The sequence below is a fragment of the Paraprevotella sp. genome (genome assembly GCF_986071375.1).
The window spans coordinates 50,826-75,430 of record NZ_CFQRNQ010000012.1 but is presented as its reverse complement, the minus strand read 5'-3'; the positions used below and the strand labels follow the sequence as shown (position 1 = coordinate 75,430).

The window sequence follows — 24,605 nt, the reverse complement described above, 5'->3', positions numbered from 1 at the left end:
TCCCTTACAAACAGGAAACCGCAAAACCGATGAGAATCGTCTATTTTCCTCCACGCCCCCACTCGTCCCCAAATGAACGATTCTCAAAGGGGAGAAACTTACTTTTTGACATTCTGCCGTTTCCCTCCCTTGATGGTTCCTCCCCTCATTCATTGAAAATGCACTGCCCGTCCGGTGTGACACCCTCAGCGGATATCCGGATTTCACGGCAAGACGAATTGTTGTAAAACTCGATAATAGCCTCGCCATTCCCGTCCATCCGCACGTCCGGGTTCCAATACAGCGTGCGGCGGAAGTCCTCCGCCGGGGGCATCAGGGAATAATCCGGCATCTCGAACGTGGAAGGCACATTGTAACCTTGGAAGAATGTGCGGCGAACGCCTTTCTCCATCCTCCGACGAGGAGAGAAATGCGTGTAGACGAATACGGTAACCACATCCTCTGCATAAGGGGGATAATGGTAAGCTACCGACGCATTGGGATTCTCCGTAATATACACGGACTTCGCTTCATCCAAGAAAAGAGGGAACAAAGGTAAAGCTATGGTCTCTTTCGTTCGTTCTCTTAAAGGAACCTCTATAGCCATCTTCCCTCCTCCTTTTGCATATTCGTTATCCAAGATCCACACGATTGGACGCCCCTTGTAACGTCCCCATTCCACATGTTCCTTCCCAAAGGTAGGACTTTTCTCCACATCCCCTGCCTCCACTGCGGCTTCTTCAAGCGGATTTGAATCCATTTCACCGGACACCCCTGTATAGAACGGAGTATGGCTTAAATCCACAAACTCACTCCGCTCCATGAACCAATCACAAAACAACGGGATTTCTTTCCCTTCATCCAAATACCGTTCCGTTTCCTCATCGCAGTCATAATACACGTCGGCCCAATACTGCCCGCGCTTCTCCGTAGCCCAGGCCGCACGGGCACCGTCCGTGAAACGGCGCTTGGCCTTCACAGCCACCTCGGGAAGCTTGTGAAGCCGTTCCGAGAGGGAAAGAAGGGGCAACGTGTCGAACTCCATCGTGTCCGGCAGCAAGGGCAAGTCCGACGGAAGGACCGGAAGGGCACGGCACTCGTAAGGGGACAAGCGGCGGGCCGGAGGACCGAAACGACGGTCAACCGTCAAGAGGTAACGGCTCTTGAGCTTCTTCACACCAGCCTTGAGCTGAAGGTTCCACTCCCCCCATACGTCCGGAAGCGAAAAGGCATAACGGCCCGCGCTGTCTGTCAACATCTCACCGTCCGTGTAACTTCCACCGGAATACACGTAGACTTTAATCGGAATGCCATCCACCGGCAAGGACTTCTTAACCGAACGCAAATGTCCCGTGATATACAACATGTCTTCTACCGGATACCACTCCTCCGGACTGCGCGGGCGATACCCGGACAGCTCCTCCCAGTCGTAACGCCGCCAGCCCTGGACCAACATCAACAGGTCGGACGCACGGCGGTGCACCGAATCGTCCGACTCGAAATAATAACCCACATTGTCGATGTAACCCTTCACTTCGGAAGACAGCAGCAGCCATGACTTCACCGAAGGGCCGCGCCCGTTGAACACCGTGCCGCCGTCCATCGCAGAAAAGGAGAAGACAGAGCCGGGGACGGAACGCAGGCGGAGGCGGACCTTGCCGCAGGGCGTGAGGCGGGACGTCTCTGACATGATGCCGATCGTGTCGGAAGGGAAAGGTTTAGGAAAAAGGAAAAACAAGCGTTCGCACAGGATGCGGCCGCTGCCGTCGAACACCGTCAGCTGGTTCACGCCCTCGGGGAGGCTGTCCCGAAGGTACGACTTATGGTAACCCGAGCCCACGCGGAACGTGTCGCAAGTCCATACACGGCCGTAGTTCATCAGCATGTAGCCCAACAGGCGGTCGCGGTACGACGCCGTGCCACGGACGCTGAAGCGCAAAGAGTCGTCAAAACAAGGGGGGAGCTCCAACACGCAACCCTCTGAGGATGACTCCGGCAAGGGAAATTCCTTAATACGGCCACGGGCGTCACGCAGGCGGAAACGAAGACCGTCGCAGGATGACGGGACTGTGAACACGCCACGACCCGTGCTGTCCGAGGAGCCACGGCACACCACACGCCCCGAGCCGTCCAGCAGCTCACCCGCGGCATGCACATGACGCCCACTGCCGTCGGATACCTGAAAGGCCACGCGGCTGCGCAAGCCCGACACCAACCGGCCGCCCTCCGGATAAAAGGACACGTTCAGGCGCGAACGCTGCAACGTGTCCGCCTCACGGAAATCCGGCAAGCGGCGGCGGTAACTGCGCTCGTCCATCACCGGTTCATAAGCTCCCGGGGTGGGAGGGGTGCGGAACACCGGGAACACGCGGGAGAAACACGCCGCGCCCCCCCAGTTCGACATGTAACGGGTGAAGGCGCGGACCTCATAGAAGCCCGCGCCGTAAAGGGAATCCAACGATAGGTCACCGTGCGCATGGCCACGCCCGTCTATCTTCAGCTTCCGCCGCTGCACCACGTCGCCACTCGGGTTCAGCAGCTCCACGTAGAGCACGCGGCTACGGACGCCGGGACGGTGCCCGTCTGCACGGACCACATAGGCCGTGAACCACATCTTCTCGCCCATGAAGTAACCTGTATTGTCGAAATGGAGGTAGACCTTCTCCTGGACCATACGACGTGTCGCGGACACCACACGGGTCATGCATCCTAAAAGGCTGTCCAATGCAGACGGAGCGCATACCGTTTGGGCCAAGGTTTGGCAACACCACCCGAAAAGGAAAGATAATGTAATCAAGGATTTCAAGTTATCCCATTTTCTAATAAGTCCTATCATAAAAAAGCCTCACAAGAATTATACATATTTATTTCACTATAAAGGTGGATAAAATAAACCGACCAAACAATAGGAATATATAAAATGTAACACCAAACAAACGATTCGTTACACTACAAAAAAAACCGCCCCGGAATATATCCGGAAGCGGTCTTGTCAACACTCCTTTACAAGATTTATCTACTTGTCAAAATCAAGTATGGACTTACGATTGGCCATCAGGCGATCGTATTCCTCCTGACAACCTACGACAATCTTACCGAACTCACGAAGCCCCGTACCCGCCGGTATCAGATGACCGCAAATCACGTTCTCCTTCATACCTTCGAGTTTATCGGTCTTTCCATTGATGGCCGCGTCATTCAGCACCTTCGTCGTTTCCTGGAAGGAAGCTGCCGACATGAAGCTCGAAGTCTGCAGTGCCGCACGGGTAATACCTTGCAGAATCTGGATTGAAGTGGCCGGCATGGCGTCACGTACCTGCACTAACTTCAAATCCTTACGTTTCAACGTAGAATTCTCGTCACGCAACTTACGGGCCGTCACAATCATACCTTTCTGCATCGTTTCCGAGTCACCGGCATCCACCACGACTTTCTTGCCCCAAATGCGGTCGTTCTCTTCTGCGAAATCGAGTTTGTCCACAATCTGCTGTTCCAAGAACCGCGTGTCGCCCGGTTCGTCAATCTGCACTTTGCGCATCATCTGGCGGACAATCACCTCAAAGTGCTTATCGTTAATCTTCACACCCTGCAGACGGTACACGTCCTGTATCTCGTTCACGATATACTCCTGCACCGCCGTTGGACCTTTAATGGCCAAAATGTCGGCAGGCGTAGTGGCACCGTCAGACAACGGAGTACCAGCACGTACATAGTCGTTCTCTTGTACCAGAATCTGTTTGGACAACGGCACGAGATACTTCTTCACTTCACCCAACTTGGAAGTGACGATAATCTCACGGTTACCGCGTTTCAGTTTACCCATCGTGATTTCACCGTCGATTTCCGAAACCACTGCGGGATTGGACGGATTACGCGCTTCGAACAACTCCGTCACACGCGGAAGACCTCCCGTAATGTCGCCGGCTTTACCTACGGCACGCGGAATCTTCACCAATACGTCTCCGGCTTTGACAATCTGATTGTCCTCAATAGCCAAGTGTCCGCCGATGGGGAAGTTATACGTACGAATCAGCTCTCCGTTCTCGTCTAAGATATGAGCCGAAGGAACCTTCGTCCTGTCTTTTGACTCTATGATGATCATCTCGCGCAGACCCGTCGTCTCGTCGGCTTCCACACGATAAGTCACACCTTCTATCACGTCTTCAAACTGAATCTTACCCGGAGTTTCCGTCACGATAACCGCGTTAAACGGATCCCACTTGGCTATCAGCTTGCCTTTCTCTACTTTATCTCCTTCGTTCACATACAAAGTAGAACCGTAAGGCACATTTTGCGTGAAGAGGACAATATCGGTATTCACGTCGACGAAGCGGACCTCGGCCAAACGTCCTACCACCATCTTGGCTGCATTTCCGGTCTCATCGGTAATGTCTACCGTACGCAACTCTTCAAACTCTACCTTCGAATCGTACTTCGCGACGATAGACGCATTGGCTGCCGCATTCGAAGCCACACCACCGGCATGGAACGTACGCAACGTCAACTGTGTACCCGGCTCACCGATGGACTGGGCGGCAATCACACCGACCGCCTCGCCTTTCTGTACCATCCTGCTCGTAGCCAAGTTGCGGCCATAGCACTTCATGCAGACTCCCTTACGGCTCTCGCAAGTCAATACGGAACGGATTTCCACGCTCTCAATCGGAGAGTCTTCGATTTCCTGTGCCTTGTCTTCCGTGATTTCCTCCCCGGCGGAAACAATCAACTTACCCGTCGTAGGATTGATAATATCATGCACGGACACACGTCCGAGGATACGTTCGTAAAGTGAAGAAATGACTTCATCGCCGTTCTTCAAAGCCGTACATACCAGACCGCGCAACGTACCGCAATCCTCTTCCGTGATAATCACATCGTGGGATACGTCCACAAGACGACGCGTCAAGTAACCGGCATCGGCTGTCTTCAAGGCCGTATCGGCCAGACCCTTACGGGCACCGTGGGTAGAAATGAAGTACTCTAACACACTCATGCCTTCCTTGAAGTTGGAAAGAATCGGGTTTTCGATAATCTGGGCGCCTTCGGCTCCGGCTTTCTGGGGCTTGGCCATCAAACCACGCATACCGGAAAGCTGGCTGATCTGTCCGGCAGAACCACGGGCTCCGGAATCCAACATCATATATACGGCATTGAAACCCTGATCGGCTTCTTTCATGGTCTTCATCAAGACCTTGGAAAGGTCGTTATTGACGTGTGTCCAAGTATCGATGACCTGGTTATAACGTTCGTTGTCCGTAATGAAACCCATACCATAATCATTGGCAATACGTTCCACTTCTTCGTTTCCGCGACGAACCAGTTCCTCTTTTTCTTCCGGAATGATAATATCCCCCAAGTTGAAAGACAAACCGCCCACGTATGCCATGCGATAACCCAGATTCTTGATACCGTCCAGGAATTCGCAGGCACGAGCCACACCTACCGTCTTGATCACGTCGGTAATGATGCCGCGCAAGGTCTTTTTGGAAATGATGTCATTGAAATATCCGACTTCTTCCGGTATAATCTCGTTGACAATCACACGACCTACAGACGTTTCCACCATCTTCTTTTCCAACTCGCCATTCGCATTCAGGTCTTTTACCACAACTTTAATAGGCGCATGAATGTCCACACGCTTCTCATTGTAAGCAATGATAGCCTCTTCGGGACCATAGAATGTCAAACCTTCGCCCTTAGAACCGGGACGGAGCTTGGTAATATAGTAGAGGCCCAACACCATATCCTGAGAAGGCACCGTAATCGGCGCACCGTTTGCCGGATTCAGAATATTGTGAGACTGCAACATCAGAATCTGCGCTTCCAGAATCGCTTCGTTGCTCAAAGGCAAATGCACGGCCATCTGGTCACCGTCGAAATCGGCATTGAACGCCGTACAAGCCAACGGATGCAACTGGATAGCCTTACCTTCTATCATCTTGGGTTGGAAAGCCTGGATACCCAAGCGGTGCAATGTCGGAGCACGGTTCAATAACACCGGGTGTCCTTTCATCACGTATTCCAAAATATCCCAAATCACAGGCTCCTTGCGGTCTACAATCTTCTTGGCAGACTTCACGGTCTTCACGATACCGCGTTCTATGAGCTTACGGATGATGAACGGCTTATAAAGTTCTGCGGCCATCAATTTAGGCAGACCGCATTCTCCCATCTTCAACTCCGGCCCTACAACGATAACCGAACGGGCTGAATAGTCCACACGCTTACCCAACAGGTTCTGACGGAAACGGCCTTGCTTACCTTTCAACGAATCGGAAAGGGACTTCAAAGGACGGTTGGCATCCGTCTTTACCGCACTGGACTTGCGGGAGTTGTCGAACAAGCTGTCCACGGCCTCTTGCAACATACGTTTCTCATTACGCAAAATCACCTCGGGAGCTTTGATTTCAATCAGTCGCTTCAGACGGTTGTTACGGATAATGACACGGCGATACAAGTCGTTCAAGTCGGAAGTGGCAAAACGGCCGCCATCCAACGGAACCAACGGACGCAGTTCGGGCGGAATCACCGGAAGGATTTTCATAATCATCCATTCGGGCTTATTGCGTCCCCGGCTGGCACGGAATGACTCAACCACCTGCAATCGCTTCAGAGCTTCGGTCTTACGCTGCTGGGCCGTATCGGCATTGGCACTGTCACGCAATTCGTATGACAATTTATCCAAATCCAAACGGATTAAAAGGTCATAAATAGCCTCTGCTCCCATCTTGGCTATGAACTTATTAGGATCCGAATCATCCAAATACTGGTTCTCTTTGGGGAGTTTCTCCAAATAATCCAAATATTCATCTTCGGTCAGCAAATCGTTTGCTGCGATTCCTTCTTCGCCCAACACACCCGGTTGGATGACAATATAACGTTCGTAGTAAATGACTGCATCCAACTTCTTTGTCGGTATTCCCAACAAATAACCGATTTTGTTAGGTAACGAACGAAAATACCATATATGAGCTACAGGTACCACCAACGCAATGTGTCCTGAACGTTCGCGACGTACCTTCTTTTCTGTTACTTCCACGCCACAACGGTCGCAAACAATACCTTTATAACGAATCCGTTTGTACTTTCCGCAATGGCATTCATAATCCTTCGTCGGACCGAAAATACGCTCGCAGAACAAACCGTCACGTTCGGGTTTATAGGTACGATAGTTAATGGTTTCGGGTTTCAAAACCTCACCATACGAATTTTCCAGGATTTCTTCGGGCGAAGCCAATCCGATGGTAATCTTCGTAAAGTTACTCTTTATTTTAGATTCTTTTCTAAAAGCCATATTCTGTTATTAATAAAAGAGTTCAACTGTTATTCAAGCGTAATGCTCAACCCCAAGCCTCTCAACTCGTGGAGCAACACATTCAGTGATTCCGGGATACCCGGAGTCGGCATCGGCTCGCCCTTGACAATCGCTTCGTATGCTTTCGAACGGCCTACCACATCGTCCGACTTGATAGTCAAGATTTCCTGTAGCACATGAGATGCACCGAACGCCTCGATGGCCCAGACTTCCATTTCTCCGAAACGCTGACCACCGAACTGTGCCTTACCACCGAGCGGCTGTTGGGTAATCAATGAATACGGACCGATGGAACGGGCGTGCATCTTGTCTTCTACCATGTGGCCTAACTTCAACATATAAGCAATACCGACAGTGGCCAACTGGTCGAACTTCTCACCGGTCTCGCCATCATACAACTGCGTAGAGCAATAGCGCGGCAAACCGGCCTTATCCGTCCATTCACACAAGTCATCCAACGTAGCACCATCGAAAATCGGAGTCGCAAACTTCACTCCAAGTTCTTTTCCGGCAGCCCCTAAAACAGTCTCGAAAATCTGACCGATGTTCATACGAGAAGGCACACCCAACGGATTCAAAACGATATCGACCGGCGTTCCGTCGGCCAAGAACGGCATGTCTTCCTGACGTACGATTTTTGATACGATACCCTTGTTTCCGTGACGTCCGGCCATCTTGTCGCCGACACCGATCTTACGTTTCTTGGCGATATAAACCTTAGCCATCTGAATGATACCTGAAGGCAACTCATCGCCAATCGTAATCGCAAACTTCTTACGTTTCAGTTCGGCATCAAGCAACTTGTATTTCTTCAGGAAGTTTATAATCAGTTGAGATATCAAGCCGTTCAGATGCTCGTCGTCCGTCCAGCCACTTAACTGTATCGTCGTAAAATCGAGTCCTTCCAAAGCGGAAGCCGCAAACTTACGTCCCGAAGCAATCACATCGCTACCCATATAATCTTTCACGCCTTGTGAAACCTTGTCTTTCGTCAGTTCCAACAATTTGTCTATCAAGATGGCCTTCAGATCTTCAACCTTACTGTTGAATTCCTCATCTATTTTCGGAAGGATCAGCTTGTCCGCAGCCTTGGCAGCACGTGTCTTGATGGCACGGGAGAACAACTTCTTATCTATCACCACACCATTCAATGACGGAGAAGCTTTCAAAGAAGCATCCTTCACATCACCGGCTTTATCACCGAAAATGGCACGCAGCAGCTTCTCTTCGGGCGAAGGATCGCTCTCACCCTTCGGAGTAATCTTACCAATCATAATATCACCCGGCTGAATGCGGGCACCGACGCGGACAATACCATTTTCATCCAAATCTTTAGTAGCTTCTTCGCTTACATTCGGAATGTCGGCCGTCAACTCTTCCACTCCACGTTTCGTTTCACGCACTTCCAACGAGAATTCTTCCACATGGATAGAAGTCAAAATATCTTCGCGTACCACGCGTTCGTTCAGCACAATGGCATCTTCATAGTTATAGCCTTTCCATGGCATGTAAGCCACCAAAAGGTTCTTGCCCAACGCCAGTTCTCCTTGTTGGGTAGAATAACCTTCCGTCAAGATGTCTCCGGCTTTTACGCGTTGACCTTTATCGCAGATAGGACGCAGGTCTATCGTCATATTCTGGTTTGTACGACGGAACTTCGGAATACGGTATTCTTTCAACGCTGGCTCGAAACTTACGAACTCTTCTTCTTCCGTACGGTCGTACAAAATACGAATGGTCGTAGCGTCCACATACTCTATCACACCATCACCCTCGGCTGTAATCATCGTACGGGAATCCTCACATACCTGCTTTTCTATACCGGTACCTACAATCGGAGATTCGCTACGCAACAAAGGCACCGCCTGGCGCATCATGTTTGAACCCATCAACGCACGGTGCGCATCGTCATGCTCCAAGAACGGAATCAAAGATGCGGCAATAGAAGCAATCTGCTGCGGAGCCACGTCCATCAGATTCACATCAGAAGGGGGAACAACTGGATAATCGTCATCCTGACGACACTTTACTTTCTTACGGATAAACGTACCGTCATCATTCAACGGCGCATTACCCTGTCCGATAATCTTGCCTTCTTCCTCTTCTGCTGTCAAATATTCAATACCGGTTTCCAATGATAAATCAACCACTCCGTCTTGCACCTTACGGTAGGGGGTTTCGATGAAACCGAGGTCGTTAATCTTGGCATATACACACAAAGAAGAAATCAAACCGATGTTCGGTCCTTCAGGAGATTCGATAGGACACAGGCGGCCATAGTGTGTATAGTGTACGTCACGCACCTCAAAACCGGCACGTTCACGAGACAAACCGCCAGGACCGAGGGCAGACAAACGACGTTTGTGCGTTACCTCTGCCAAAGGGTTGGTCTGGTCCATGAATTGCGAAAGGGCATTGGTCCCGAAGAAAGAATTAATCACGGAAGAAATGGTCTTCGCATTAATCAGGTCCGTCGGAGTAAAGACTTCGTTATCACGTACATTCATACGTTCCCGAATCGTACGACTCATGCGAGCCAAACCAATAGCAAACTGATTGCTTAATTGTTCGCCCACAGTCCTTACACGACGATTGCTCAAATGGTCAATGTCATCCACAAGTGCCTTCGAGTTTATCAACTCTATCAAATACTTGATAATCTCGATAATATCTTCTTTCGTCAATACGCGGACGTCCATATCCGTAGAAAGATTCAGTTTTCTATTGATACGGTATCGTCCCACTTCGCCCAAATCATAACGTTTCTCTGAAAAGAACAAGTTATTGATAACTTCACGTGCACTGGCATCATCTGCGGGGTCGGCATTACGCAACTGACGGTAAATGTATAATACAGCCTCCTTCTCAGAATTACTCGGGTCTTTCTGAAGTGTATTGAAAATGATAGAATAATCAGACGTATTTATCTCTTCCTTATGCAACAACACACTTTGGACACCGCTATCCAAAATGATACAAATATTGTCTTCGTCCAATATAGCCTCACGGTCTAAGATGACTTCATTACGCTCTATTGAAACCACCTCACCGGTATCTTCATCCACGAAATCTTCAATCCAACTCTTCAGTACGCGCGCAGCTAACTTCTTACCTATGTATTTCTTTAAATTGGTTTTCGTCGCTTTGACTTCTTCTGCCAAGTTGAATATCTCCAAAATATCCTTGTCGTCCTCGAAACCTATGGCACGCAACAAAGTCGTAACAGGCAATTTCTTCTTGCGGTCGATATACGCATACATGACATTATTGATGTCTGTAGCAAATTCAATCCATGAACCTTTGAATGGAATGATTCGTGCCGAATACAGTTGCGTCCCATTCGCGTGAATACTTGAACCGAAGAAAACACCTGGAGAACGATGTAACTGAGAAACTACAACTCGTTCAGCACCGTTAATAATAAAAGTTCCATTATCGGTCATATAGGGAATAGGACCTAAGAACACATCCTGAATAACCGTGTCAAAGTCTTCGTGGTCCGGGTCGGTACAGTACAACTTCAATTTGGCCTTGAGCGGCACACTATAGGTGAGTCCCCGCTCTAAACACTCTTCTATAGTATAGCGCGGCGGATCAATATAATAATCAAGGAACTCCAAAACGAAGTTATTACGCGTATCGGCAATTGGAAAATTCTCTGAGAAGACTTTATACAAGCCGTCGTTTTTACGTTTCTCAGGAGGAGTATCCAACTGCAGGAAGTCCTTAAACGACTTCAATTGCACATCAAGAAAATCCGGATAAGGCATCGGACTCTTAACTGTTGCAAAGTTAACTCTCTGATTTACAAGATTAGAAGACATCTATATTATTATTAGTTGAACTTGTTGATAGTTTTAGACACAAAAAGGTAAAGAACCCTCTACCAGAGGATTCTTTACCGACAAACCTGCTAATACAGGCTTTTTAATTACTTCAACTCGATTTCAGCACCAGCTTCTTCGAGAGTCTTCTTCAAAGCTTCAGCATCAGCTTTCGGCATTCCTTCCTTCAGCACGCTAGGAGCACCGTCAACCATTTCTTTTGCTTCTTTCAAGCCAAGGCCACAAGCTTCTTTCACAGCCTTAACTACCTGCAACTTAGCTGCACCTGCACTCTTCAATACAACATCGAAAGAATCCTTTGCAGCAGCAGCTTCAGCACCGCCAGCAGCAGGACCAGCAGCAACAGCAACAGCTGCAGCAGCAGGTTCAATTCCATACTCATCCTTCAGGATAGTTGCCAATTCATTAACTTCCTTAACTGTCAAATTTACCAATTCTTCAGCAATAGCTTTCAAATCTGCCATTTTTATTCTATTTTTTATTTGTTTGATACTAATTTAAATTATTCGGGTCTTTCACCGAGAGTCTTGAGAACTCCATGAATAGTGTTTCCACCTGATTGAAGAGCAGAAAGTACATTCTTCGCCGGTGATTGCAACAAAGCCACAATCTCGGCAATAACTTCATCCTTACTCTTGATAGCCGTGAGAGCTTCGAGTTGGTCTGCACCCACATAGAAACCTTCTTCAGCATAAGCCGCTTTCAATGCAGGCATTCCATCCTTAGCAAAATCTTTCAACAACTTTGCTGGAGCATTTGCCGTATTTGCAAACAACACAGCAGTCGTGCCCTTTAAGCAATCGTACAAAGGAGTATAATCCGTTTCAGCTGCTTCCAAAGCTTTGTGAAGTAATGTATTCTTCACAACTACCATTTTAATTTCAGACTGAAAACATTTTCTTCTCATCGCACTGGTCGTTGCGGCATTTAACCCCGTCACATCAACCAGATAGAAATGAGCATACTCATTCAAGACTTCGCCAAGTTGGGCTATAATATTACCTTTATCTTCCTTTCTCATGATTCAATTACTTTTTAAATTTCCTCAACAGCCTTCGGGTCAATCTTGATACCGCGGCTCATCGTACTTGAAAGATAAATACTCTTAATATAGGTACCCTTAGCGGCTGCAGGTTTCAACTTATTGATAGTTGAAATAAACTCTTTCGCATTCTGTGCAATTTGCTCAGCAGTAAAAGAAACCTTACCTATAGAAGTGTGTACAATACCAGATTTATCTACTTTAAAGTCTATCTTACCTTGTTTCACTTCTTTTACAGCCTTGGCCACATCCATAGTTACAGTACCACTCTTCGGGTTAGGCATCAATCCGCGAGGACCGAGTACACGACCGAGGGCACCGATTTTTCCCATTATTGAAGGCATCGTGATAATGACATCCACGTCAGTCCAACCGCCCTTTATCTTCTCGATATATTCATCAAGACCTACATAGTCAGCGCCTGCTTCCTTAGCAGCAGCTTCAGCATCTGGAGTACACAAGCAAAGAACCCGCGTAACTTTACCCGTACCATTTGGCAGAGACACAACACCTCTCACCATCTGATTGGCTTTACGGGGATCCACACCTAAACGTACATCAATGTCCACGGAAGCATCAAACTTGGTTGTCGTGATATCCTTAACCAACTGAGAAGCTTCTTTCAAAGAGTATGCTTTCCCTGCTTCAATCTTGTCAGCGACCAACTTCTGGTTTTTTGTCAGTTTACTCATTTTAATTGAAGATTTTAATTATTAACCCGGGAAGTCTCCTTTTACAGTGATACCCATACTTCTTGCTGTTCCTGCAACCAATTTCATCGCAGCTTCTATTGTAAAGCAATTCAAATCAGGCATTTTATCCTGAGCAATCGTACGCACTTGCTCCCAAGAGATTTCAGCAATCTTTTTACGGTTCGGTTCAGCAGAACCACCTTTTAACTTCGCAATCTCCATCAACTGTACTGCTACGGGAGGAGTCTTGACGATAAAGTCATATGACTTATCAGTATAATAGGTGATTACCACCGGGAGCACCTTACCGGCTTTCTCCTGCGTTCTGGCGTTGAATGCTTTACAGAAATCCATGATATTGATACCCTTGGAACCCAAAGCAGGACCTACTGGGGGTGATGGATTTGCAGCGCCTCCTTTAATCTGTAATTTGATTAATCCAGCAACTTCTTTAGCCATTTTTTTGTTATTTATTGAATTTGATATTCAAGAACAATACGCGTAACAAAACGCATCATTCTTTCTCCACTTGCATAAAACCTAATTCCAACGGCGTCTTACGGCCGAAAATCTTAACCATTACTTTCAGCTTCTTCTTTTCGTTATTCACTTCTTCGATTACGGCAGAAAAGCCACTAAAAGGTCCTTCTGTTACCTTAACCGTTTCCCCTTCAGCATAAGGTATCAACACTTCTTCAGGTACATCTTGCATTTCGTCAACAGCACCTAAAAGACGATTAACCTCAGATTGACGCAACGGAGTAGGGTTACTATTAGATTCACCCAAAAAGCCCAATACGTTCGGCGTATTACGCAACAATACAGGTATCTCACCCACTAAAGCCGCCTCTACCAACACATAACCCGGTAAATGATTACGTTCCTTAACGATACGTTTACCATTACGAACCTGAACTACTTTTTCTGTCGGTATCAACACCTGAGAGACGAATTTTCCAAAGTCACCTTTTTTAATTTCGGCATCAATGTACTCCTTCACCTTGCTTTCCTTTCCACTCACGGCACGCATAACGTACCATTTCATTTCAGTATCAGCCATCTCTCTACTTAATTAGGATAAATAACTTCCATTGCGCTCTGGAATACGAAGTCCATAGCAAAAACAACCAGTGCAATGAGTAGGGAAGCAGATAATACTACGACTGCACTGTTAGTAAGTTCTGAACGAGTCGGCCAAGTTGTTTTATGGACAAGCTCATCATAAGATTCCTTACAATATTTAAAGATCTTCTTAAACATACTCTTTATTATTAGCACGGGAGGAGAGGCTCGAACTCCCGACACCCGGTTTTGGAGACCGGTGCTCTACCAACTGAGCTACTCCCGTAAATGGCTCTCTCTTAGGGGAGAGCCTATGATGACCTTAAATTAGTCAAAAACTTCAGTAATCTGACCAGAACCTACCGTACGTCCACCTTCACGGATAGCGAAACGCAAACCTACGTTCAAGGCTACCGGATAAATCAAGTTTACTGTAATTTCCACGTTATCACCCGGCATTACCATTTCTGTACCTTCTGGCAAGTGAATTTCACCTGTACAGTCCATAGTACGCAGATAGAATTGAGGACGGTATTTGTTTCCGAACGGAGTATGGCGTCCACCTTCTTCTTTCTTCAAAACGTAGATAGAAGCCTTGAAACCAGAGTGAGGAGTAATAGACCCCGGATGAGTAATTACCATACCACGCTTGATTTCTGTTTTATCGATACCACGAAGCAACAAACCAACGTTATCACCAGCTTCACCTTCGTCCAACAACTTACGGAACATTTCTACACCGGTAATCACAGACTTCTTGTCTTCGCCCAAACCGAGAATCTGAACTTCATCACCTACTTTCACAACACCAGTCTCGATACGACCAGTTGCTACAGTACCACGACCAGTAATAGAGAATACGTCCTCAACCGGCATCAAGAAAGGCTTTTCAACGTCACGAACAGGCTCCTGGATCCAAGTATCACAAGCGTCCATAAGTTCCATTACCTTATCTTCCCATTCAGGTACACCATTCAATGCGCCCAAAGCAGAACCACGGATAATCGGAGTATCTTCTTCGAAGTCATAAGCTGCCAACAGTTCACGCATCTCCATCTCAACGAGTTCCAACATTTCTTCGTCATCAACCATATCGCACTTGTTCAAGAATACGACCAAACGCGGAACGTTTACCTGACGAGCCAACAAGATGTGCTCACGAGTCTGAGGCATCGGACCATCAGTTGCAGCAACCACGATGATTGCACCATCCATCTGCGCAGCACCAGTTACCATGTTCTTTACATAGTCGGCATGTCCCGGGCAGTCAACGTGTGCATAGTGACGGTTTGCAGTTTCATACTCAACGTGTGATGTATTGATAGTAATACCACGCTCTTTTTCTTCGGGAGCGTTATCAATCTGATCAAACGATTTTACTTCTGACAAACCCTTCTTTGCCAATACTGTAGTAATAGCAGCAGTCAAAGTAGTCTTTCCGTGGTCTACGTGACCGATAGTACCAATGTTTACATGAGGTTTGGTACGCTCAAACTTCTCTTTAGCCATAGCTTTTTCCTTTTTATTTAATTAATGAATAATCTAATGCTCATCCGAGCTGTTACCGAGACTTGAACTCGGGACCTCTTCCTTACCAAGGAAGTGCTCTACCGCTGAGCTATAACAGCAAAAAATCAGAGCGGAAAACGGGACTCAAACCCGCGACCCCCAGCTTGGAAGGCTAGTGCTCTATCGACTGAGCTATTTCCGCAGCTTCATTATTTGACCTTTTACAAGTTCCTCAATGAGTGTGGGCAAAGATGGATTCGAACCACCGAAGGCGTAAGCCAGCAGATTTACAGTCTGCCCCATTTGGCCACTCTGGTATTTGCCCTTCTTATAATAGTTTTGCTTGAGCCTCTTGTCGGATTCGAACCAACGACCCCGAGATTACAAATCACGTGCTCTGGCCAACTGAGCTAAAGAGGCGTTTGCAGCCTACACATCTAACGACATGCCTTAAACGGCTGCAAAGTTAAGTCTATTTTTTGAAATCACAAATAAAAATCTCTTTTTTTTTAATGACTTCTTTGTTTTTCCTTATATTTGGATATTTGGCGTACCAACGCATCCAAACAAACATCTACTGCTTCTTCAAATGTGTCGCAAACTTTCTCCGCAAAAAACTCTCCTGTCGAGGCCAAAACCTTGATGGATGCCTCTTTATTCATGGAGGTCTCGGGCTTTACGACCTTTAATGACACCTCTACCTTTCTTATTTCTTCGCTAAATTTTCCGAACTTTGCTACTTTCTTCTCGATAAACTCTTGGAGTTTCTCTGTGGCATCAAAATGAATTGCCTGAATTTTTACTTCCATAGTCTTGTCTTTTTAAGCTCTTGGATGAGCCTGGTTATACATTTCTTTTAACTCCTCAAAAGTTGTGTGCGTGTAAATCTCCGTAGTAGAAATACTCTCATGACCCAACAACTCTTTTAAAGATTCTAAATCTGCATGATGGTTCAACATCGAGGTTGCAAAAGTATGCCGTAACACGTGCGGACTCCTTTTCTTCTGTGTAGTCACCATTCCTAAATAATGCCGCACAAGATTCCGCACCTTTACATTTGTAAGCCGCTCGCCCTTCTCGTCCACGAACATCGCACCCCCATCTTCCAGACCTAAAGATGATTTCTCATCCAGATATGCCGTGAGTAATGCTTCCAATTCGTCACCGAACGGAACGATTCTCTGTTTATTTCGTTTTCCCGTGACTCTTATCACGCCCCCCCACATATCCACGTCCTGATTATTCAGGCTCGTCAACTCAGAAAGGCGAATACCCGTCACATAAAACGTGTTCACTATCAACTTATCTCTTTTGCCTAAGAAATCATTACCGAAAAAATCACCGTCTAAAAGACGGTTCATCTCACTTTCTTTCAAGAACACCGGCAATGGCTTCTTTTTCTTGGGACCTTGTATATTTCGCACAGGATCTACTTTTATCCAATCCCGCCTCAACAAATACCGATAAAACGTACGCAAGGCACTCAATCTACGGTTAACCGTAGTAGCCGTACGGCCTGCCTCCATCATCGAGACCATCCAGTCTCTCACGACATCTCCGTCCATCGTTTCCCAAGACAATGTGGAGTCCACCTTTTTATAATACGATTCAAACGCATTCAAATCGTCGCGGTATTCTTCGACTGTCCTCAACGAATAATTCCGTTCAAGCGTCAAATATTCCAAAAAAGCTTCTGTCCACATACCTCGTTGCTTTTACGACAACGAATATAGGAAATAAAAATGAAAGTTCAAAGAAAAACAGCTAAATTATTCTTCTACACGTTGCATTTTCTGAACGTAAATCGCACGTTCCTTAGCGAGCCTCTTGACCACCGAAGGTTTGTCAAACTGTTGTCTGCGTCTCAATTCCTTCACGACACCAGTCTTTTCAAATTTTCTTTTGAATTTCTTCAGCGCTCTCTCGATGTTCTCGCCTTCTTTTACAGGTACTACAATCATGTTTTTTGTTTTTAATAATAATGTATGAATACTATTTTTGCAAAATGCGGTGCAAAATTAAACAATGTTTTTTGAATCGGCAAAGAAAACACGTTTTTTCTATGACACAAACCTTAAAAAAGGTGCATATCCCATCGAGACATGCACCTTCTAAACCTTATTGACATCAACAGGTTACAGATTCGGATTGATTTTGCTCCACTCTGAAATAGCAGGAACAATATTCAATGTCACGAGTTCGTCGCGCATCTTGCAAAGGTGTGCGTAGCTGGCATCCAATTTGGCAATTTCCTCGGCCGTACCTTCAGGCATCGTATAATGACAACCGTTTGCGTCCAAAGTTGTATTCATAGCCATCATGATATGGTCATACTTGTCAGTCTTTACGTATGTACCGGCCGGCCAACGGAATTTTTCACCGCCCATAGCCGCACGAATCATTTCCACAGAAAGGTAAGAAGGACTCTGGAAAGAAGAACGTCCCCGGAGTTCGATAATCTTAGCTCCACCCTTGGTCACGTCCACTTTCATGGTTTCCCATTCTTCTGCCGTAAACGCATCTGTTCCGATCAAGTCGTTCAAAGGCTTGCCGTCAACCTTCACGGCCGAACCGAACACAGCCATCTGCTCGCCGTGACCGCCGTATGTAGCACAACCCGTCACCTTGCTTTGCAACACGCCGAACTTCTTGGCCAACGCACTCTGCAAACGAGTTGAATCCAAACCGGCCAAAGTCGTCACCTGTGAAGGCTTCAAGCCTGAATACAGCAATGTCACCAAACCGGTCAAGTCTGCCGGGTTGAAGATGATGACCACATGCTTCACGTCCGGGCAGTAAGTCTTGATGTCCTTGCCGAGCTGTTCTGCGATTTCACAGTTGCCTTTGAGCAAATCCTCGCGGGTCATACCCTGCTTACGAGGAGCACCACCTGAAGAAATGATATACTTGGCATCTTTGAAAGCCTCAGCCACATTGGTCGTAGCCGTGATGTTCACATTGTCGAAACCGCTCTGGCGCATTTCTTCTGCCACGCCTTCGGGAGAGAACACGTCATACAGGCAAAGGTTTGAAGTCAAACCCATCATCAGGGCAGTCTGTGCCATGTTCGAACCGATCATACCGGCTGCACCGACAATCACCAATTTGTCATTCGTCAAAAATTCCATACTCTGTTTTTTATATATGATACAATTAGAAGTTCTTTATTACGCACACAAAATTAAAGAAAAAGGTTCAGACTTACTAATTAAAAAGCGGAATATTTTTTTTCTTAAACAAGAATAATATATTTTTGTAATGCACAAATGGCAAAACTGTATCATGAATAAAAACATCAATAAAAGAGTAGCCGAATTAAGGCTCCATTTAGAGGAAAACGGGTTGGCAGCCTACATTTTCCCTAGCACGGACCCACACCATAGCGAATACCCCCCCGAGTACTGGAAGACACGGGAATGGATTTCCGGCTTCAACGGTTCTGCCGGGACGGCTGTCGTCACATCGGACGATGCCGCACTGTGGACCGACTCCCGCTACTTTATCGCAGCGGAAGAACAACTGAAGGACACTCCGTTCCGCTTGATGAAAGAACGTTTGGAGGGCACACCGTCCGTCACGCAATGGTTGGCGGAGGTTCTTCCACCGGGAAGTGCCGTGGGCATGGACGCATGGACCAACTCCGCAGACGAAATCCGCACCATCAGGGAAGAGCTCACCCATTGCGGACTGCACCTTGAAATAGCAGACCAACCGGCTGACACGCTGTGGAAGAACCGTCCGGCTCTACCCGATTCACCGGTCAGAATACAACCGCCCGCCTTCGCAGGCCGTAGCATAACCGAAAAACTCGCACTCATCCGCGAGGCCATGGCCGGGCGACAAGCCGACGGACTGATTCTGTCCGCCCTTGACGAAATAGCCTGGACGTTGAACCTGCGCGGCACGGACGTGCATTGTACGCCCGTATTCGTAGCTTACACATGGATTACCCCCTCCCGCTGTACCTTATATATAAATAAGGTGAAAGTCACGGAAGAGGTTTCTACTCATCTGGAGGAATGCGGTGTGGAAACACGGAACTATACCGACATCCTGCCCGATTTGTCACGTTTTGACGGCAAGCGGATATGGACAGACTGCCAAACCACAAACTACGCCCTCTGCCGCAGCCTGCCCGAAACATGCTCCGTAGTAGACGCAGCATCCCCCGTGAGCTTGCTCAAAGCCGTAAAACATCCGGCAGAGGTGGAAGGCTACCGCCGCGCCATGCTACGCGACGGCGTGGCCATGGTGAAATTCCTCAAATGGCTCACACCGGCGGTGCAGGCCGGAGGACAAACGGAACTTGGCATCAGCCGTAAACTGGAGGAACTGCGCAGTGAACAGGACTTGTTCTGCGGAAACAGCTTCGACACCATCGCCGGATATGCCGCCCACGGAGCCATCGTGCACTACGAGCCTACTCCGGAAACCGATTTGGAACTTCTACCGCAAGGCCTGTTGCTGCTCGACTCGGGCGCACAATACGAAGACGGCACGACGGACATCACCCGTACCATCGCCCTCGGACCGGTGAACGAGGAGGAACGCCACGACTATACCTTGGTCTTGAAAGGACACATCCGGCTAGCCCGTGCCAAGTTCCCGCAAGGTTGCAGTGGCACGCAACTCGACGCTTGCGCCCGCTATGCCATGTGGCAGGAGGGCATTAATTATCTTCACGGCACGGGGCATGGCGTAGGTTCCTGCCTGTGCGTGCACGAAGGTCCTCATCAAATCCGCATGAACTATATGCCGTCCCCGCTCCTCCCCTACATGACCGTAACCAACGAACCGGGCATCTACAAGGAAGGGCGGCATGGCATACGCATCGAAAACACGCAAATCATCTTGCCCTATCGGGAAACCGAGTTCGGCACATTCCTCCAGTTCGACCCGCTCACCCTCTGTCCCATCGACATGGAACCGATAGACTGGTCCTTGCTCGACACGGAGGAAATCGAATGGCTCAACCGTTACCACAGCCGGGTGTACGACCAACTGGCTCCGTTGCTCGACCACGAGCACCGCACATGGCTTCGCGAGGTGACCTGGCCATACGAACACACAAAAACAACTCATAAATCATAAAATATGGCATTGATTAAGAAACTCAACGACTTGACTCCCAAGTTCGGCAAGCACTGCTACTTCTCCGAAGGGGCAGCCATCATCGGCGACGTCACCATGGGCGACGACTGTACCGTATGGTTTAACGCCGTCCTGCGCGGTGACGTACATTTCATCAAAATCGGCAACCGCGTGAACATCCAAGACGGCTCTTGCCTGCATACGCTTTACGGCAAAGCCCCCATCGTCATCGGTGACGACGTGACCGTAGGACATAATGTCACGCTGCACGGTTGCGAAGTGAAAAGCGGCGCCCTCATCGGTATGGGGTCCACCATTCTGGACCACGCTGTCGTCGGCCACGGTGCCATCGTGGCCGCCGGTGCCTTGGTCCTGAAGAATACGGTCATCGGCGACGGCGAGCTGTGGGGAGGCGTACCGGCCAGATTCATCAAGAAGGTAGACCCCGAACAAGCCAAGGAGCTCAACGTGGGCTATGCCCAACACTACGTCATGTACTCCGACTGGTACCGCCGTTCGGATGCCCATCCCGAACACACGCATTACTGCACCACATCGGAAGAGTATGACGAAGCTACCCGACGGTAATACGTCAACATGTGAAATCATGAGAAAATTCCAATCCTCTTATTCTATCGGACTGTTATGCACCACCTGGTTCATGTCTTTCATCTTGCTAGCAGCCGCCACTACGGCCATCTGCCGGCTGATGAAAGGACAAACCGGCATAGGACTTACAGTAGTTCTGTACGCCTGTATCAGTCTTGTCATCGTAGCATTCATATATTCCTATTTTAACCAAATCAAACAGGTAGAAGTGACAGCAGACAAGGTTGTCATCAGAAAGGTATATGGTGCCATAACCATCCCCCGAAAAGAAATCCTATATGCTCGCCACAGAAAAACGCTCACCCGTGCCATCAAAAGTTGGGGCGTTTATGGGCTGTTCGGACTCTCCGGAGAGTTTTGGGAAGATAAGACAGGACAGTTCACCGTAGTAGTCAAAGACACCCAATCACTGATTGAAATTAAAACATCAAACAAATGTTACGTCGTCAGTTGCGACCGCTATGAAGAGGTGTTGAAACTGTTGGAACAAACCGGATACCAACTTTAGACTGAAACATAAGGTTATGTCCCAACACGGAACTGTACCCCAAAAGTTTTTTGTCTAACTTTTGGGGTACAGTTCCGTGTTGGTGCCCACTTTTTTGTTTACCCTTGGCTCTACGTTCCTTACATCCTATTTTTGCATTTTCGGCACTCCCAAAGCACATTTTCCCCGGTTTTCATTTGAAAATGAAACCATTGTTACATTCCGTGCAACCAAAAGCGCATTCAATATCCGGCAAACAGAATAATTTTGCCATCGGTTAATCACACATCATAACCTTATGTATAAACAAAAATTTTTAGGCATGAAAAAACAAGTACTTTTTGCAATGCTTCTCATGGCGGCATGCTGCGAAAAAGCAAGTCCGAGAAACGTCACCGTAGACTTTCCTGTCTCTCTAAACGAAAACGGGGAACTTTCCGAAGGGACAATTTCAGAAGACAGGTTCGACAACGGCAACATTGAAGGATGGGACATTGAAGGAAAATGTAAAACATCCAACGGGGTTGTGGAATTCTATGAGAACGCATTCGATTTCCATCAGACACGGACTGGGCTATCGAACGGGTGGTACCAAATCACAGTCAATGCTTTCGGGAGAGACAGAAATTCGGATGGCGGAACGGCCCACCGCAACCGGAACGAAAATTTGTTATGGGAAATCTATGGAAACGATTACGCACTTCCGGTCAAAAGCCTATATGAAGAAGCAGAAACTACCGGAAGCGACAACGGGCAATACCCGTTCAGCACGGCAGAAGCCAACCAAAACTTCGAGAATGGCCGATATGGCAACACGGTCAATGTATTGGTGACCGACGGAACGTTGGATTTCGGAATAAGAGGAAGAGAAGGCGGCCAGGGCAGATGGTGCTGTTTCGATAATTTCAAACTGACATATATAGGCAATGACTTATCGGGCCTTTATCAGGCTATGGCAGAAGAAGCCTTAAAAAATGCCAGGAAAATAAGCCAACCCTACAAAGACAAAGTGAAAAAAACAGTGGACGAGACAAGCCCTTCCGACGAAGCGGAAGTCCCAAAGGCCATAAGCACGCTCAACCAAACCATGCTTGAATACATCGACATGCACAACGCGTTGGCAGAAGCCCATTCCAAAGAAACCTTTGAAAAGGGTAAACTGCTTTTGTCCATTTCCAAGTCTACCGACGAAGCCCGTACGGATTTGGAATCATCTTTGTCCACCGGCCAGGAAAACCTTGAGCAAGCAATAAGCCCGGACGAGGCACGCATGGCACAGCTGCAAATGGAAGAAAGCATACAAGGATTCCTTCACGCTTCGCTCCCACGGAATGTGAAAACAGACGTGACAGCCATACTGAAAGACGCCGAATGCCAAAACGATGCAGCCCGATATTGGAACCGGAGCGGAAAGGCTGGCGAATACGTGGAAGACATCCCGGCCTTCAAAAATGACCTTTACGACGGGAAAGGTATCTCATACTGGAACTCCGGACCCGAGGACAACCGCATGCTCGTCTGGCAAGAAACGCAACCCATCCGCCCGGGAAAATACCGTTTCACGGCTTATGCAGCCGGAGGCACATGGAGCGGCGGGAACGTCAATTCGGGCAACAACGGGGGCTTATACCTCTTCATCAACGACCAAAGCGTGGAAATTACCACGGAGACCTTCGGAGTTTACTCCGTGGAAGCAGAAATTCCATCGAATGAAACGAATATAACAGTCGGGCTCAAGGCAGGCGACCACAACACCGTGACATGGGCTATCTTGGCCCAAACCCATTTGGAATATTTAGGGACATCGGACATCACGTCTACTTTCCTCAAAGACGCAGCCTGCCAAGACGGTACGAACAGATATTGGGAACGCAGCGGCAGTGCTTCCGGATACATCGAAAATATCCCTGCCTTCCACAGCGCAGCATACAACGGAGCCGGTGTCTCCTACTGGACAGGGGCCCCGGAAACCGGCAAGAACCTGATTTGGCAGAAAACACAAGCCGTCCTTCCCGGAAAATACAGGTTCTCTGCTTTCGCAGCAGGATGCGTGTGGGGGAACAAAAACCAGAATTTGGGATACGACGGAGAGCTTTACTTGTTCATCAACGGCCAAAAAACGGCACTCACATCAAGTACTTTCAACCGTTATACCGTGGAAATCGAAATATCCTCAGAAGGAACAGAATTGACCGTCGGCCTCCAAGCCGGAGAGAAGAACACTGCCACTTGGGCAATTATTGCCCAGACCCGACTGGAATACTTAGGTAATGAAGCCATCCTGAAAGAGACCGACACGCAATACGGCATAGCAAAAGACACTTATGCCAACGTCGTGTTAGAACGTTCCTTAGTTTCCGGAAAATGGAACACGTTCTGCGTACCTTTCGACATGACTGCCGGGCAAGTCGCCGAAAACGGACTGGGCGAAGTGAGACGACTGGTTGAAGCCACACAACAAGACGGCAACATCGTCCTCCGGTTTGACAAGGCAGAAACGATAGAGGCAGGCCAACCTTACCTCGTACGCCCCACCGGAAACGTGACCGAAATCAAAGCCGACGAAGTATACCTCCACGCCGGACAACCGAACAGCTCTACAGTGGACGGCGTCTCGATGACCGGAAACTATGCGGCCACCACGATTCCACAAGGGGCTTACTTCATCAACGACGACAAGTTCTATTTGGCCGACACGGATAAGGTGAATCTGAAAGGCTTCCGCGCATATATCAACGCGGACCAGACTACGGCCATGGCAGGCGTCAACCGCCTGCTCATCGACATCGACGGCAAGGTGACCAGCATAGAAGAAATAACGTCCGACGGTACAAAAGACAGTAAAGAACTTGTAGACGTGTATACCATAAACGGCATAAAAATAAAAAACGACATGAAAAGAGCCGATGCCCTCGAAGGGTTGGAACACGGTATCTACATCATAGACGGAGAAAAAATAATCAAATAAAAAAAC

General features: G+C 48.0%; 18 protein-coding genes and 5 tRNA genes. 4 read left to right on the top strand and 19 right to left on the bottom strand.

Annotated elements, in window-relative coordinates; genetic code table 11:
* Positions 1-145: 145 nt before the first annotated feature.
* The 19 genes from AC5RDV_RS08070 to AC5RDV_RS07980 form a co-directional block, all read right to left on the bottom strand.
* Entirely contained in the window at positions 146-2,776 is a 2,631-nt protein-coding gene (locus tag AC5RDV_RS08070) for a hypothetical protein (RefSeq protein WP_282746985.1), read from the bottom strand.
* A gap of 219 nt (positions 2,777-2,995) precedes the next feature.
* Positions 2,996-7,273 carry a DNA-directed RNA polymerase subunit beta' gene (rpoC, locus tag AC5RDV_RS08065; RefSeq protein ID WP_282746984.1) on the bottom strand — a complete coding sequence of 1,426 codons (4,278 nt, stop codon included), beginning with the start codon at positions 7,271-7,273 and terminating at the stop codon, positions 2,996-2,998.
* A 29-nt stretch (positions 7,274-7,302) separates the two neighbouring features.
* On the bottom strand, positions 7,303-11,118 hold the full coding sequence (gene rpoB, locus AC5RDV_RS08060) for a DNA-directed RNA polymerase subunit beta (RefSeq protein WP_008623168.1): 3,816 nt from the start codon (positions 11,116-11,118) through the stop codon (positions 7,303-7,305).
* A 107-nt stretch (positions 11,119-11,225) separates the two neighbouring features.
* On the bottom strand, positions 11,226-11,603 hold the full coding sequence (gene rplL, locus AC5RDV_RS08055; RefSeq protein ID WP_008623169.1) for a 50S ribosomal protein L7/L12: 378 nt from the start codon (positions 11,601-11,603) through the stop codon (positions 11,226-11,228).
* A gap of 38 nt (positions 11,604-11,641) precedes the next feature.
* Complete coding sequence (gene rplJ / locus AC5RDV_RS08050) at positions 11,642-12,160, bottom strand: 50S ribosomal protein L10 (RefSeq protein ID WP_021980206.1); 519 nt, start codon at positions 12,158-12,160, stop codon at positions 11,642-11,644.
* Positions 12,161-12,174: 14 nt separating this feature from the next.
* Positions 12,175-12,873, bottom strand: a complete 699-nt coding sequence (rplA, locus tag AC5RDV_RS08045; RefSeq protein ID WP_008628199.1) for a 50S ribosomal protein L1 — start codon at positions 12,871-12,873, stop codon at positions 12,175-12,177.
* 21 nt (positions 12,874-12,894) lie between these two features.
* Entirely contained in the window at positions 12,895-13,332 is a 438-nt protein-coding gene (gene rplK, locus AC5RDV_RS08040) for a 50S ribosomal protein L11 (protein ID WP_008628200.1), read from the bottom strand.
* 55 nt (positions 13,333-13,387) lie between these two features.
* Positions 13,388-13,933, bottom strand: coding sequence for a transcription termination/antitermination protein NusG (gene nusG, locus AC5RDV_RS08035; RefSeq protein ID WP_008628201.1), 546 nt, complete (start codon positions 13,931-13,933; stop codon positions 13,388-13,390).
* Positions 13,934-13,941: 8 nt separating this feature from the next.
* Entirely contained in the window at positions 13,942-14,133 is a 192-nt protein-coding gene (secE, locus tag AC5RDV_RS08030; protein ID WP_008623176.1) for a preprotein translocase subunit SecE, read from the bottom strand.
* 15 nt (positions 14,134-14,148) lie between these two features.
* A tRNA-Trp gene (locus AC5RDV_RS08025) sits at positions 14,149-14,221 on the bottom strand.
* 41 nt (positions 14,222-14,262) lie between these two features.
* Positions 14,263-15,444: an elongation factor Tu gene (gene tuf, locus AC5RDV_RS08020; protein ID WP_008628203.1), complete on the bottom strand. Its 1,182-nt coding sequence runs from the start codon at positions 15,442-15,444 to the stop codon at positions 14,263-14,265.
* A 47-nt stretch (positions 15,445-15,491) separates the two neighbouring features.
* Positions 15,492-15,563, bottom strand: a tRNA-Thr gene (locus AC5RDV_RS08015).
* A gap of 10 nt (positions 15,564-15,573) precedes the next feature.
* A tRNA-Gly gene (locus tag AC5RDV_RS08010) sits at positions 15,574-15,646 on the bottom strand.
* 40 nt (positions 15,647-15,686) lie between these two features.
* A tRNA-Tyr gene (locus AC5RDV_RS08005) sits at positions 15,687-15,769 on the bottom strand.
* 21 nt (positions 15,770-15,790) lie between these two features.
* A tRNA-Thr gene (locus tag AC5RDV_RS08000) sits at positions 15,791-15,864 on the bottom strand.
* Between the two features lie 89 nt (positions 15,865-15,953).
* Positions 15,954-16,253 (bottom strand): ribosome hibernation-promoting factor, HPF/YfiA family, encoded by a 300-nt coding sequence (gene hpf / locus AC5RDV_RS07995; protein ID WP_008628206.1) that lies wholly within the window; start codon positions 16,251-16,253, stop codon positions 15,954-15,956.
* A 12-nt stretch (positions 16,254-16,265) separates the two neighbouring features.
* On the bottom strand, positions 16,266-17,147 hold the full coding sequence (locus tag AC5RDV_RS07990) for a tyrosine recombinase XerC (protein ID WP_008628207.1): 882 nt from the start codon (positions 17,145-17,147) through the stop codon (positions 16,266-16,268).
* Positions 17,148-17,213: 66 nt separating this feature from the next.
* Entirely contained in the window at positions 17,214-17,405 is a 192-nt protein-coding gene (rpsU, locus tag AC5RDV_RS07985; protein WP_008628208.1) for a 30S ribosomal protein S21, read from the bottom strand.
* 174 nt (positions 17,406-17,579) lie between these two features.
* A complete protein-coding gene (locus AC5RDV_RS07980; RefSeq protein WP_008628210.1) occupies positions 17,580-18,572 on the bottom strand; it encodes a malate dehydrogenase in 993 nt (330 codons plus the stop codon).
* A 130-nt stretch (positions 18,573-18,702) separates the two neighbouring features.
* Between AC5RDV_RS07980 and AC5RDV_RS07975 the strand changes: the two genes are divergently transcribed.
* The 4 genes from AC5RDV_RS07975 to AC5RDV_RS07960 all read left to right on the top strand — a co-directional run bounded on the left by AC5RDV_RS07975 (position 18,703) and on the right by AC5RDV_RS07960 (position 24,599).
* Positions 18,703-20,535: an aminopeptidase P family protein gene (locus tag AC5RDV_RS07975; RefSeq protein WP_008628211.1), complete on the top strand. Its 1,833-nt coding sequence runs from the start codon at positions 18,703-18,705 to the stop codon at positions 20,533-20,535.
* Between the two features lie 3 nt (positions 20,536-20,538).
* Entirely contained in the window at positions 20,539-21,123 is a 585-nt protein-coding gene (locus AC5RDV_RS07970; protein WP_040602944.1) for a gamma carbonic anhydrase family protein, read from the top strand.
* Between the two features lie 19 nt (positions 21,124-21,142).
* Positions 21,143-21,652: a PH domain-containing protein gene (locus tag AC5RDV_RS07965; protein WP_282746977.1), complete on the top strand. Its 510-nt coding sequence runs from the start codon at positions 21,143-21,145 to the stop codon at positions 21,650-21,652.
* 301 nt (positions 21,653-21,953) lie between these two features.
* Positions 21,954-24,599, top strand: a complete 2,646-nt coding sequence (locus AC5RDV_RS07960) for a hypothetical protein (RefSeq protein ID WP_282746976.1) — start codon at positions 21,954-21,956, stop codon at positions 24,597-24,599.
* Positions 24,600-24,605 lie beyond the last annotated feature (6 nt).